Genomic DNA, 14,172 nt, shown 5'->3' with positions numbered 1-14,172 from the left:
TTTATAAACAGAAAGCAAAATTTGACTTTTATACTATAACAATTTGTTGTAAAATGAGTATATGAATTTGATACAACCAGTCAATTTTAGATTATGAAAAACAAGGAGAAGAAAATGGGTAAAACAATAGCAGAGAAAATATTTGATGCACACAGGGTAAACATGCCTTTTCCAGATACGCATGTTTTAAAATTGGATAGGGTGTTTTGTCATGAAATTACCACGCCGATTGCCATCACGGATCTTATGGCAAGGGGAATGGACAGAGTCTTTGACCCAACAAAAATTAAAGCAGTCATAGACCATGTAACACCCGCCAAAGATTCTAAAACGGCTGAACAGGGAAAGATACTGCGGGATTGGGCTAAAAGGCATGGTATCAAAGACTTTTTTGACATCGGAAGAAATGGTGTTTGTCATGCCATATTTCCGGAAAAGGGATTCGTAAGACCTGGTTATACTGTGATTATGGGGGATTCACACACCTGTACTCATGGGGCCTTTGGAGCTTTTGCTGCAGGTGTCGGTACGACCGACTTGGAAGTAGGAATTCTTAAGGGTGTTTGTGCATTCCACTTTCCGAAGACCATTAAATTTGTGCTTAAGGGTACTTTAAAGCCCGGCGTTTATGCCAAAGACTTAATACTTTTTCTTATTAAAGAATTGACCGTAAACGGTGCTACAAACATGGTCATAGAATTTACAGGACCGGTCATCAATGCCATGTCCATGGAATCACGTATGACCCTCTGTAATATGGCCATTGAAGCCGGAGGCACTTGTGGCATTTGTTACCCGGATATGACAACTGTCGAGTATTTGTGGGAATTCATAAAAGACGAATTTAAAACGAAGGAAGACGCCTTGAAAGAATACACCAAATGGGTTTCTGATGAGGATGCTTCTTATGAAAAAATCTATGAATATGATGTTACGACTTTAGAACCGATGGTTACGTTTGGTTACAAACCGGACCAAGTAAAAACCGTTAAGGAAATGTCAGAGACGAAAATTGATCAGGTTTATATAGGAAGCTGCACCAATGGCCGTATCGAAGATCTGAGAATTGCTGCAAGTATTCTTAAGGACAAAAAAATCAGTGATGACGTGCGTGCCGTTGTAAGCCCTGCAACTCCGGCTATTTATTCGATGGCCTTAAAAGAAGGATTAATTGAGATTTTCCAAAACGCTGGTTTTTGTGTTACAAACCCAACCTGTGGTGCATGTCTTGGCATGAGCAATGGGGTTCTTGCTGATGGTGAGGTCTGTGCTTCGACGACCAATCGAAACTTTAATGGCAGAATGGGCAAGGGCGGTACCGTTCATCTAATGAGCCCTGCTACAGCTGCGGCTTCAGCGCTCGAAGGAAAAATAACAAATTCACAATTATGTAAAGCGTGAGTAATGGAGGGAACAATGAAACAATTTAGCGGAAAAGTCCTATTCTTGGATCGATGTGATATCAATACCGATGAAATAATTCCAGCAAAGTACCTTACTGAAATCACTAAAGAGGCCTTAAAACCTTATTTATTAGAGGATTTGTCTCTTACCGGATTTAAAAATAAAGAAGATGTCAAGGACAAAGCAGTCATTGTGTCAAGGGCTAATTTTGGTTGTGGCTCTTCCAGAGAACATGCTCCTTGGGCTTTTGAAGTCAATGGAATCAATGTAGTGATTGCTGAAAATTTTGCAAGGATATTCAGACAGAACATGTACAATTGCGGCATGTTTGCTATCGAATTACCAAAGGATAAGATCGAATATCTTTTTGAGAACTATGCAGGCAAAGACACTTCAATAACCATTGACATTGATAACGATAAGATTATTGTAACTTCATCAGACCAGTCAGAAGAAATAGATTTTAAAGTAGGCGAGTTTGACAAAACCCTAGTTAAAGAAGAGGGCTGGGTCGGTTACGCTGATAAAAACTATTGATTGTATTGACTTTTTTAAACGCATGAACTATAATGGCAAAAATTAAATACACAAAGCTGTGACGAAAAATAGTACCTGTTTAAATATGCGCAGAGAGAAGATGGTTGGTGAAAATCTTCGTGAAGAAAACGGGGAAGCCATTTCCGAGCTGTTTAGCCGAATGATATTTATCCAGTAAGCTTTACCGGAGTTCCGACCGTTATAACGGAAGCGGCATTTTGTGCCGACAGAGTGCAGAGTAACCTCTGAATTTAGGTGGTAACACGGATATGCTATTTCGCCCTAAGCTGATTAAAACAGCTTAGGGCTTTTTATTTTGGGCTTTAGTATCATAAACGTAAATGCATCGATCCATTAGGTGATTGCGAAAAATATTGTGAAAGAGTGATTTGTTATGAGAACATTCAATATGTCAAAGAAACTAGATTATGTCTGTTATGATGTCCGTGGGCCTGTGCTTGAGGAAGCGGAGCGCATGCGTAGTCAAGGTATCGATATTTTGCGTTTAAATATCGGCAACCCTGCTCCATTTGGGTTTGATGCTCCGGGAGAAATAATTTATGAGATGACTGAAAATCTGCATAATGCTGAAGGATATTCGGACTCAAAGGGTATTCTCTCAGCTCGCGAAGCAATTGTAAATTACTGTGAATTTAAAAAAATACCCCATGTTGGGGTAGATGATGTCTATACCGGCAATGGTGTCAGCGAATTAATTGTGATGGCTATGCAGGGCCTTCTCGATAACGGAGATGAGATTCTCGTTCCTGCGCCCGATTATCCGCTGTGGACGGCGGCCGTCACATTGGCGGGCGGAAAAGCCGTCCATTACATCTGTGATGAGCAATCCGAATGGTATCCGGATATACAAGATTTAAGCAGAAAAATAACCCCTAAAACGAAAGGCATTGTTATTATCAATCCGAACAATCCGACCGGTGCGGTCTATCCAGCCGAAATATTGGAACAGATTGTAGAACTTGCCCGGCAGCATGGTCTTATTATTTTCTCTGACGAAATATATGACCGTCTTATGATGGACGGCTTTCAGCACACATCTATTGCTTCATTGGCTCCGGATTTATTTGTTGTAACTCTGAACGGCCTTTCAAAATCCCATAAGATCGCCGGATTCCGCTGCGGATGGATGTGCTTAAGCGGAGACAAGTCACATGCCCGCGGTTATATTGCCGGGTTAAACATTCTGTCATCAATGCGGTTGTGTTCAAACGTACAATCGCAGTACGTCATTAAGTCAGCCCTTTCTGACATCCATAAATGCGACGACACTCTTTTGCCCGGAGGACGGATCTATGAGCAGCGTGAATATATAGTCAATGCTTTAAACAATATTCCTGGTCTTCAGGCGGTAAAACCTAAAGCTGCTTTCTATGTCTTCCCCCGGATTGATACCAAACGGTTCCATATCACTGATGATGAAAAATTTGTCCTGGACTTTCTTCATGAAAAACACATCCTCATGGTTCATGGGCGTGGATTCAACTGGCTCATGCCTGATCATTTCCGTATCGTATATTTGCCCAAAATTGAGGAATTAAAAATTGCCTGTGACCGCCTAGGCGATTTTCTGGATGGGTATCGGCAGGCCTAAAAGAGTTAAATACAGATCATACAAATTGGCGCTATGGCTTGCAAAACTATAAATCTGCATTAAGGCAGACATCTTGCTCTTTATAGCTCCGCTGATAATGTGTTATAATATGGTAAAAAAATCATCTCCTTCAACGGCAAGGCAAGATAAGCTTTTGGGCAGCCAAAGCAGTTAGCAGCGGAAATATTAGGATATGATCGGTAAGTAATGTCGGGATGCTTCAGCATCCCGACATTATCATAGATGTTATATACCTATGCGCACTCCTTTCTGCTGGTTAGGCGTAGATAGAAAACAGGAGGTAAACCATGCAAAATATTAATATAGATCACACGATTTATAAGACCAAACCGGACAAAGCAAACCGGGCAAAAAAGGAAATGGATATTTACGATTTATTGGAAATACTCGATATTCCATATTTCAGGCTCGACCATGATGAAACCCCATCCATTGAGTTGTGTGATGAGGTTGAAAAACTATTGGGTATTGAAATATGTAAAAATTTGTTTCTTTGCAACTCACAAAGAACAAGCTTTTATCTGCTAATGATGCCAGGCCGAAAGAAGTTTAGGACAAAGGATTTATCCAGACAGATTGATTCATCCAGATTATCGTTTGCCGAGGCGGAAGATATGGAAAAACTATTGAATATCAAACCGGGATCAGTTAGTGTATTAGGCCTTGTGAATGACATAAGTCAATCTGTACAATTGCTTATTGATAAGGATGTTTTGCAGAGCGAATATGTGGGATGTCATCCTTGTGTTAATACTTCTAGTTTAAAGATTAAGACGTCAGACCTTCTCACAAAGTTTTTGCCTTATACTGGACATCAGCCAATCCCGGTGGATTTGTAAGTTAGGTACATTGTCCAATCTGGACAACTCATTCCGGTATTGTCATTAATCGTTCTATGTATGGCAGTACTCATGGGGGAGTACATAAGTTGCGGAAACAATTGGGTGAGGGAATTAAATATAAATTGATAGGTTGACAATTATGTAAAAAAGACCTATATTATGGATATGTTATATCTGCGATATAGGGAGGCTGCCTTTTGAAATATTCGAAAGCAACAAACTACGCTTTACATACGATTGTTTACATGATGGAGCATAAACAAAGTGAAAAACTAAGTGTACAAAAGCTTGCTGATCACTTTAAAGTATCAACTACATATCTTTCGAAAATCTTAACTCAGTTAGTTAAGGCAGATTTAATTGAGTCATCTTCAGGTGTAAAGGGCGGCTATATCCTAAGTAAAAAAAGAGAAGATATTTCTTTTTTGGACATAATCTTGGCAATTGAAGGAAATAGCGCTTTTTTCAAATGCGAATTTCAAGAAAGCAATTGCTCAATTCATAAAGTTATGATCGAAGCCGAGAGTTTGATGGAAAAATACTTAGAAGATAAGAAGCTCTACGAAATTGCAAAAGAAGATAATTTTTAAGAAATCGCCTTTAACTATTTTTTGCTGAGTATATTATAGATATTATATATCTTAAATATATATATTGGGGGTTGAATTTATGAATAATAAAGAGTTCACTGTTGAGCGTATGATATCCATGTTAGAAGAAAGAGACATCACTTCGCCTATTAATGAAGAATGTGATAAATTCGGCATAAAAAAGGGAGACATTGTCATCGATTATGGATGTGGTTCTGGAGGTTATACGAAAAAAGTCTCTGAATTGATTGGAGATAATGGAAAAGTTTATGCTGTTGATATTTATGATATGGCACTTGAAGCTGTTAAAAGGAAAATCGATAAGTATCAACTAAAAAATGTTGAGCCTGTCCTTGTTAAGAATATAAATAGAATAGATGCCAACATTGCAGATATAATAATTGCGATAGATATGTTTCATATGGTTCAGGATCCAAATGTAGTCTTAAAAGAATTACACAGACTCATCAAAAAGAATGGCACTTTATTCATTGATATGATGCATATGATTCCAGATGATGTAAAAGGAATAGTTGTAAATTCTAATCTATGGGAAATTGTAAATGAGTCAGATAACTGCTTAAAATGTCTACCTATAGGATAATTCACTTCTTCGGGCAGAAGAAGCCAAAAATATACACATGAGCAGCTTCGGGTGTTACAATATTTTTCAATTTTGTCTTGGCTAGGTTGTGGTATGATTATTGAACGAACTAAATTGGTGCACCCCAAAAAAACGGCCCTGCTTTTGAGGAAACTTATACCTTAAAGCAGGGCCATGATTTATCCAGTTTTTAGACCCCCACTTCAATAAGTGGGGGTGGGCCCTCCGTTAACTTCAGGTGGGGAAGAGTCCTCCTTCGCCGCTAAGTATTCCTATTGGGAAAGGCGGCTCGGCAATAATGTCCACTGGACATTATTGTATCTGAAGCCCGGTGTTCAGCTTTAGCTGAACGAGATCACTTCTAGATTGAAAACATATCAAATCTGTCTGTATATGTTTGTTGACATTTCTTATTCTCGAAAATATAATTAGCATAACAATAATTGTTTAAACAAGTAAGCGAGGGTATAGGCACATGTATACATCGTACGATGAATCGATAGGACAATTGACAAATCAAACTAATAAAATAATAATGCGCTATTTAAACTCAAAACTTGAATTGTATGATATTACTCTTGAGCAGTGGATTGTATTATCGAAACTATCACAGCAAGATAAAATCACACAGAAGCAGTTAGCTGAAAATGTAGATAAGGATCAACCTACTTTGGCAAGGATATTGGATATTTTAGAAAGGAAAAAACTTGTTGAACGAAAACCTAATGAAAAGGATAGAAGAGCATTTAAAGTACATATGACTGAGAAAGGAATATACCTAAAGAAACAAGTGACACCTCTTCTTGAAAATTTGTTTGAAACAATAGTCGTGGGAATTTCAGGTGAGGAAATAGAAACTTATAAACGTGTTCTCTTGAAAATAAAAAGAAATATAAATATACAAGAAAAGGTGGAGAAATAATTGAAAGGACTAAATTTGAATTATTCGGACAGACTTTGGACAAAGAGTTATACATTGATTTTAATCATAAATTTATTTGTTTATATAGCTTTTTATTTATTGGTACCAACTTTACCTGCGTTTGCAAAACAGATCGGCGGGAGTAATTTACAAGCCAGTTTAGTAGTTAGTGGATTTTCTATATCTTCACTTATATGTAGGGCAGTTACCGGATATCTAGCTGATAAAGTTGATAGGAAGCCGCTTTTAGTAATTGGACTCTTTATTTTAGCTTTATGTACTCTTTCTTACATGTTCCTTCCAATATCGGCAGTTATAGTAGTACGCATCCTTCAAGGGGTTGGTTGGGGAATGTCATCTACAGCTATTGCTGCCGTAGTTTCGGAAATGGTTCCTGGTAAACTTCGAGGCGAAGGAATGGGATATTATTCACTATCTATGATAATTTCGATGTCTTTAGCCCCAATTATAGCAATTATGGTTATGAATAATTATAAGTTCAATGTAGTAGCTGTGTTTTCTATAATACTAGTTGGTGTAGCAATACTAGTATTACAATTATTAACAGTTCCTCACAATAAGGTCCAAAGGTTAGGGCATAAAAAAGGAAATGTCATTGTATTGAGAGATTTATTTGAAAAGAGAGCGTTGTTCCCATCGTTTCTTTGTTTTTTATTGGTAATTCCATTGTGTGGAATTATGAGTTATATAATGTTATATGGTCAAGAAATAAAGCTATCTAACATTTGGGTATATTTTATTGGGCATGTCTCAATGATTTTAGTGACAAGGTCTTTTGTTGGAAAGTTATTTGATAGAAAAGGTCATGCTGTAGTAATTATACCCGGAGCAATATCAATGATCATAGGGCTCATAATACTCTCCTACGTACATTCTGTTACTACTTTGGTCATTTCGTCACTATTTTATGGGTTTGGATATGGTGCTGTTCAGCCATCATTACAGGCTTGGGCAATAAACAGATCACCAGTTGAGCGTATAGGTGCGGCAAATGGAACGTTCCTATCCTCAATGGACTTAAGCTTTACAATTGGTTCAATAGTATTAAGCCTCGTTGCGGGAATTAAGAGTTATGCTCTAATGTATCGATTTTCTGATATCTTTATGGTTCTTTTTATATTGGTATACGGTTTTGGACTATTGAAGGAAAAGAAAAATGCTATCCATAAAGAAGACTTGCTTGAAAATGTGAGTTAAATTAAAAATAATTCTCTATATAGCAAAGGTCCATGGCTGATCGATGACCTTGGTCAAGGTTAAGCCTTTTTCCACTGCAGCATTTCAATGCTGTTTTTTTTTACCAATAATTAATAACCAATTAAATCCAAATTTACAATACAATGCTATAATCTGTCAGTAGTAATTTTTAATCGAAAGAGGGAGGTTGTAGAATGAGAACTAAAAACAAAAGCAAGATTGCAGCAATAGTTCTGACATCATCTCTAATTTTGAGCAGTATTGCTCTTCCAGCAATAGCGAGGGAGCAAACCAACAATGGGCGGTGGGTAACCGGAGATTTTCATACCCATACCTACTTGACAGACGGAAGTAATACTGAGGTAGATGTACTCAACAATGCTTTCACAAAGTATGGCTTGGATTGGATGGCAAATTCCGAACATGGTGGGACCTCAAAACGCGACCCTTTAGGAAACAATCTTACCTATCCAACTTGGCGCTGGATTACTTTAAGAGATTTGTCATATCCGATTATCCAAAATTTACGCGCGCAATACCCGAGTAAATTATTGGTGCAGGGAGTCGAATGGAATGTTCCGACCCATGAGCATGCCAGCGTTGGAATTGTAAGCGATGAACCAAACTCCATCAGCGATTTTGAATACAAGTTTGACGCTAGTGATACAGATAGCAGCCGAGCGGCCGAAGGAGTTGTTAAGGACAATACAAGTCATACCGGTGCTATTGATGGTGCTAAATGGTTGGAGAAAAATTATCCTACGACCAGTTATTTGCTACTTAATCACCCATCCAGACAACTGAAATTCACAGCTGCGGACATCCGTGACTTTAACAATGCGGCACCGAATGTCTTCATTGGTCTCGAAGGTATCCCTGGTCATCAGAAAGAATCATCCCGTGGTGGATATGAGTCCACTGATCCTAAAGCACAAACTTACGGAGGGGCAGATTACATGCTGGCCAAAGTTGGTGGCTTGTGGGATTCTTTACTTGGTGAAGGTCGAAAAATTTGGATGTTTGCTAATTCTGATTTTCATTCAACCGCTGGCGACTTCTGGCCTGGAGAATACTCAAAATCTTATACGTGGATTAATAGTAACGTCCAAGAAGCTGGAAAAGGCAAAAGCTTAGATGTCAATAATAATAATTACCAATATCTTATTGATGGCATGCGTTCTGGAAATTCGTTTATAGCTTTAGGTGACTTAATAAATGGTCTGGATTTTAAAATAAAAAGTGGCAACACTGCTACGATGGGTCAAACTCTTGTGATCAATAAAGGCAAGGATGCTCAAATTACTATCAAATTTAAAAGTCCAAAAACAAATAACAATGGTGATCTGGTTTCAGTGAATCATATTGATCTAATTGCTGGTGACGTGACAGCTAAAGCTGAACCAGGTACTCAAGAATTCAATAATGATAATAACAACAGTACAAAGGTAATTGCCCAATTTACCAGTAACGACTGGAAATATGCAGATGGGTGGTATACAATTCAGTATACCCTTAAGAACATAGACAGTAATCAATATTTTCGCCTAAGAGGTACCAATTTAGGCGTAGATGTACAAAATCAGACGGATCATGACGGCAACCCCTTAAGTGATTCTTTGGTAGGAACTAATGACTCTACTAAAGCCTATAGTGATCTTTGGTTTTATTCTAATCCAGTGTTTATTGATGTAAAATGAGGTAACAGATCAAAATGCAAAGAATTTTGTCAGCGTATTGCTGTATAACGGTTAGTTAAATTTGCTAAATTTCTCTAGGCGAGGAGAGGGGAAAAGAAATAGAATCACTTAGACTCCGGGACCAATTTTCCGGAATCTAAGTGTTCTTTTTTTGCTAAAAAAGTATCTAGCCATTTGTCAGATTGAAAACGTAGATTTTTCAGAGAAGATGTTTAAATGAACAATCGATACCAGAGCAAATGAGCACTCCTATTACTTTTATTGCTGACTTTATGCAGGAAATATAAGATAATGATGGAATAAGTAGGAGGGAAGACACTTGGAACTAAAACTTGAGCGTCTTACAAAGGCCAGCTCTGAATTTATTGATTTCTTCGGTAGGGGTAGAGTCAATCCTTCAGCGCGATAGCATTTGTTATGGGCTAGGCGCTTTCGTCACCGAAGTCCCGATCTTCAGCTTTAACTGAACGAGTTGACTAATTACTTACTGGGAGTATTGGGGGGAAGTTAGGTGAGTCTTGTACAAAGATTAAAGACTATTGAACCGCTTCATGTCGGTTTGTTATTGATTTTTCTATTTGCCCTCATTTGGTCTGTCATCAAACCAAAGGATCTTTTTACTTGGTTTTTAGAGGTATTACCAGCCATCATAGGGTTGGCAGTTATCGTTATTACATATCCTCGGTTTCGGCTGACTAATTTAGTCTATGTATTAATATTATTGCACTCTTTAATTCTCGTTATTGGTGGACATTACACGTATGCTGAAATGCCATTTTTCAATTGGGTGCGGGATCATTTTCACTTGGCAAGGAATTATTATGACCGCTTAGGCCATTTTGCCCAGGGTTTTGTTCCTGCAATTATTTCCAGGGAAATATTGCTGCGAAAGTCACCAATAAGGAGAGGTAAACTTTTGTCTTTCCTGGTAATTTGTATTTGTCTTGCGATTAGTGCTTCATATGAGCTAATTGAGTGGGGTGTAGCAGAGGTTACAGGAACTGCGGCGGATGCTTTTCTCGGAACTCAAGGAGATGTATGGGATACCCAGTGGGATATGTTCTTCGCTTTATGCGGCTCGGTTTTCTCCCTAGTCACACTTCGGAAATTTCATGATTTAAGCCTCAAAAAAGGGAAATAGAGGTCATAAATATGTATTGTCAGGAGGACGTAATGAACGAAAACATTATGAGTTACCTAGAACATGACCGGTTTGCAGCTCTGGCAGGAATCAAACTAGTCGAAGTGAAACCTGGATATGCAAAAGCTAACATGGAGATCACCGATAAGCACTTAAACGCTGTTAATATTGTCCATGGAGGAGCGATATTTACACTTGCAGATTTTGCATTTGCGGCTGCGTCTAATTCATATGGTCAAGTTTCCCTTGGAATAAATGCTACTATATCATATTTTCGGCCACCCAAAGGATGTATAATTATCGCTGAAGCCAAAGAGGTTTCATCAAGTAAGAAAATCGGGAATTATAATGTTGATGTATTTGATGAGAATAAGGAAATTATTGCTAGGTTTAATGGTATTGTATACAGAAAGAAAGATAAGATTGAATTTGAGTAGGAAAACTTTCTGACTTAAATAGCTATCTATGCTTTGTCCTATCTTGACAAGTCAATCGAGGCACATACATGACCGAGTGTTATATCGAAGGCGTAATTATCTATGTATTCTGTTCGATACATTAAAGAATGATGATGACGCAGAATAGATCAAAGCTTAGGACATAGATGAAAGTGTATTAAGAATTAGGAGATCCAGTCCTAACTTAAACTTTTATTTAAGGCCTAAGTTTTTCTATAAACAATTATATTTTTAAATATTTCCAACCTTGGCACTTCGATGCAGAACCATCGAAGTGCATTATTATCAATTGGCTGAATAAAAAACTAAGGTATTGGTAGTTGATTTGGGCGCGTTTTGGGTTAATAATTTAATTGGATGAATCCAATGAGGTGATTTGGTATGAGGCTTGTCGTTGATAGAGGAAATCATACACCTGTTTATATTCAAATTTTTGAGCAAATACGTCGGATGATTATATCCGGGGAGCTTTCACCCGGTTTCAGACTTCCTCCTGAAAGGAAGTTGGCTCAAAGTCTTGGCGTCAATAGAACGACAATCTTGAACGCTTATCGCGAGTTAAAAGCTGAAGGTCTGGTTGGTTCTCATGTTGGGAATGGAACTGTAGTACTTTCCTGTCTTCAGGATGAGTCGGATTTGCGTAACTTCACTTCACAGGAACCTGCTTGGAACCAAATTTTTAGCCATCATGCAAATGATTTTGATTCCTACTTTCTAAAGGACTTGTTAACCTTAGCAAGCAGAAAAGACGTGATTTCTTTTGCGACAGGAATGGCTTCTCCGGAAAATGGTCCTTTAAATGCTTTTCTCGGTATCGAGAAAGAATTAATTGTAAGCAGAAATAATAAGCCTTTGCAGCATTCTCCCACAGAAGGCTTCACATCCTTGCGTGAAGCCATTTCTGGTTTGATGCATAAACGAGGAGTATATTGCAGCTATGATGAAATCATGCTTCTTTCGGGTTCACAACAAGGTCTGGATGTGGCAGCAAGGATAATACTTGATCCAGGGGATATCGTTGTCGTGGAAGAACCATCATTTTTCCCCGCGATACAAGTTTTCAAATCTATCGGTGCCAGAGTTATGGGAATTCCGATGGACGAAAAGGGTATGAGAGTTGACTTACTTGAACAGCTATTACAAAGGTACAGGCCCAAATTGATTTATACAATACCAACATTTCACAATCCTACAGGGACTGAAATGGAGCTGGAACGGAGAAAACGACTGATTGAACTGGCCTATAAATACAAGGTTCTGATTATTGAGGACGATGCCTATGGGGGCCTTTGTTATGAAGGTCATTCACTTCCTTTGCTGAAAGCAATGGATAATGACGGATATGTAATTTACTTAAGTACCTTTTCCAAAACTGTTTATTCAGGTTTGAGATTGGGCTGGATGACGGCGCATAAAAAGGTCATAAAAAAGTTTGCAGCTGCGAAACAAATCATGGATCTACATTCCAGCAGTTTATCACAGTGGATTATTGAACAGTTTATTAGAAGCGGGGGACTTGAAGCGCATATTCCCAGGCTTTGTAAAGACTATCGGGAAAAAAGAAATGCAATGTATGATGCGCTGACCAAAAATGCTCCGGCAGATTTACTATGGAATATGCCTAGAGGAGGCTACTACATTTGGTGTAAGCTTCCGTGTGGAGTTTCAGCATCAAAACTAATTATCAGGGCAGCAGAACGCAAGGTAGTTTTCGTCCCGGGAACTCCTTTTTTTACCTCGGGGCAGGGTGACGATTTTATACGTTTAAATTTTACCTTTGAAGAACTTAAAGATATCACGGATGGGATTCAAAGATTGTGTGCGGCTATGAAAGAGTTGATAGATGAGCAAAATCATTGCGACGTATATCCCGCACTGGAGATCAATCCTATCGTTTAAGATAGATGGTTTTCATTTTAGGCGAGATGAAGGAGGAGTTAGTATGGATTTTAAGTATGCAAAGAGAATGGAATACATAAAGGCGTCCGAGATCAGAGAGATTTTAAAGGTTGCTGAGAGACCGGAGTATATTTCATTTGCCGGCGGTTTGCCTGCACCAGAGCTTTTCCCTGTAGAAGAAATCAAAGAAGTATGCAGAATTGTGCTTGAGGAAGAAGGTGCAAAAGCGTTACAATATTCAGCCACGGAAGGATATGACCCGCTCAGGCAATGGATAGCGCAAAGAATGAATCAACGATTAGGAACTAGCTTCGATTCCGAAAATATACTTATAACCCACGGTTCTCAGCAGGCTCTTGACCTTACGGGTAAAGTCTTTCTTGATGAAGGAGATATTGTATTATGTGAAAGCCCGACATACCTTGCTGCTATAAGTGCCTTCAGAGCTTATGGCTGCGAGTTTGTAGAGGTTCCTACAGATGATGAGGGAATGGTACCGGAAGAATTGGATCGGATTCTGGAAAACACTAAACGAGTGAAATTAATTTACATCATTCCTGACTTTCAAAATCCAACGGGAAGAACCTGGAGTCTTGAGAGAAGAAAATATCTAGTTGAAGCGGCAACAAAGCACAATGTTATGATTATTGAAGACAATCCTTATGGAGAACTGAGGTTTGAAGGTGAAAATTTACCATCTGTTAAATCCTTCGACCAGGCAGGTAGTGTGCTTTGTTATGGAACATTTTCCAAAACATTTTGCCCAGGCTATAGAATTGGTTGGGTTGCAGGTGAAAAGTCGGTTATTGAGAAGTATGTCCTTGTAAAACAAGGGACAGATTTGCAAAGCAATACCCTTGCCCAAAGGGAAATTGCCAAATACCTTGAGTTGTATGATATTGACGAGCATATTGCTATAATACGTGAAGTCTATAAGAGACGGAAAACTATAATGGTTCAAGCTATGGAAAAGGAATTTCCAGATGGTGTAACCTTTACGAGACCTCAAGGGGGATTATTTGCTTGGGTAGAGCTGCCCGCGAACGTTAATGCCAGAGACGTCTTGGAAAAGAGTCTAGAAAAAAAAGTCGCCTTTGTGCTGAACTGAACCCCTAAATACGGACATTGAAAGAAAAAGACCTCCTATTGTAGAATTAGAAACTGCAATAGGAGGTTTTGTTATGTCCGGAAAACGTGGAATGAAACATTTTGGGGAAAGCATTATTA

At 38.5% G+C, this 14,172-nt stretch carries 13 protein-coding genes and 1 other annotated feature; all 13 genes read left to right on the top strand.

The window, feature by feature from the left end; genetic code table 11:
* The first annotated feature begins 114 nt into the window (after positions 1 to 114).
* Complete coding sequence (locus ACPUYX_RS17115; RefSeq protein WP_426380843.1) at positions 115 to 1,401, top strand: 3-isopropylmalate dehydratase large subunit; 1,287 nt, start codon at positions 115 to 117, stop codon at positions 1,399 to 1,401.
* A gap of 15 nt (positions 1,402 to 1,416) precedes the next feature.
* Positions 1,417 to 1,941: a 3-isopropylmalate dehydratase small subunit gene (locus ACPUYX_RS17110; RefSeq protein WP_426380842.1), complete on the top strand. Its 525-nt coding sequence runs from the start codon at positions 1,417 to 1,419 to the stop codon at positions 1,939 to 1,941.
* 49 nt (positions 1,942 to 1,990) lie between these two features.
* Positions 1,991 to 2,229, top strand: a binding site (T-box leader).
* A gap of 106 nt (positions 2,230 to 2,335) precedes the next feature.
* Positions 2,336 to 3,553, top strand: coding sequence for an aminotransferase class I/II-fold pyridoxal phosphate-dependent enzyme (locus ACPUYX_RS17105; protein WP_088227340.1), 1,218 nt, complete (start codon positions 2,336 to 2,338; stop codon positions 3,551 to 3,553).
* A 308-nt stretch (positions 3,554 to 3,861) separates the two neighbouring features.
* Complete coding sequence (locus ACPUYX_RS17100) at positions 3,862 to 4,413, top strand: prolyl-tRNA synthetase associated domain-containing protein (protein WP_426380841.1); 552 nt, start codon at positions 3,862 to 3,864, stop codon at positions 4,411 to 4,413.
* A gap of 200 nt (positions 4,414 to 4,613) precedes the next feature.
* On the top strand, positions 4,614 to 5,006 hold the full coding sequence (locus ACPUYX_RS17095) for an RrF2 family transcriptional regulator (protein ID WP_426380840.1): 393 nt from the start codon (positions 4,614 to 4,616) through the stop codon (positions 5,004 to 5,006).
* A gap of 79 nt (positions 5,007 to 5,085) precedes the next feature.
* The gene (locus ACPUYX_RS17090; RefSeq protein WP_426380839.1) at positions 5,086 to 5,610 is read left to right on the top strand and encodes a class I SAM-dependent methyltransferase; all 525 of its coding nucleotides are present in this window, start codon (positions 5,086 to 5,088) and stop codon (positions 5,608 to 5,610) included.
* Positions 5,611 to 6,085: 475 nt separating this feature from the next.
* On the top strand, positions 6,086 to 6,532 hold the full coding sequence (locus tag ACPUYX_RS17085) for a MarR family winged helix-turn-helix transcriptional regulator (protein WP_426380838.1): 447 nt from the start codon (positions 6,086 to 6,088) through the stop codon (positions 6,530 to 6,532).
* Complete coding sequence (locus ACPUYX_RS17080) at positions 6,533 to 7,750, top strand: MFS transporter (protein WP_426380837.1); 1,218 nt, start codon at positions 6,533 to 6,535, stop codon at positions 7,748 to 7,750.
* Positions 7,751 to 7,944: 194 nt separating this feature from the next.
* Entirely contained in the window at positions 7,945 to 9,447 is a 1,503-nt protein-coding gene (locus tag ACPUYX_RS17075; RefSeq protein WP_426380836.1) for a hypothetical protein, read from the top strand.
* Between the two features lie 511 nt (positions 9,448 to 9,958).
* Entirely contained in the window at positions 9,959 to 10,588 is a 630-nt protein-coding gene (locus tag ACPUYX_RS17070; RefSeq protein WP_426380835.1) for a DUF2238 domain-containing protein, read from the top strand.
* Positions 10,589 to 10,620: 32 nt separating this feature from the next.
* On the top strand, positions 10,621 to 11,025 hold the full coding sequence (locus tag ACPUYX_RS17065; protein WP_426380834.1) for a PaaI family thioesterase: 405 nt from the start codon (positions 10,621 to 10,623) through the stop codon (positions 11,023 to 11,025).
* 402 nt (positions 11,026 to 11,427) lie between these two features.
* Positions 11,428 to 12,945 (top strand): PLP-dependent aminotransferase family protein, encoded by a 1,518-nt coding sequence (locus tag ACPUYX_RS17060; RefSeq protein ID WP_426380833.1) that lies wholly within the window; start codon positions 11,428 to 11,430, stop codon positions 12,943 to 12,945.
* A 43-nt stretch (positions 12,946 to 12,988) separates the two neighbouring features.
* Positions 12,989 to 14,053: a PLP-dependent aminotransferase family protein gene (locus ACPUYX_RS17055; protein WP_426380832.1), complete on the top strand. Its 1,065-nt coding sequence runs from the start codon at positions 12,989 to 12,991 to the stop codon at positions 14,051 to 14,053.
* Positions 14,054 to 14,172 lie beyond the last annotated feature (119 nt).

The sequence above is a fragment of the Desulfosporosinus sp. SYSU MS00001 genome, from assembly GCF_049943955.1.
Taxonomy (GTDB): domain Bacteria; phylum Bacillota; class Desulfitobacteriia; order Desulfitobacteriales; family Desulfitobacteriaceae; genus Desulfosporosinus.
Note: the sequence above shows the minus strand (reverse complement) of the source record. Positions and strands in the feature narration are given on the sequence as shown.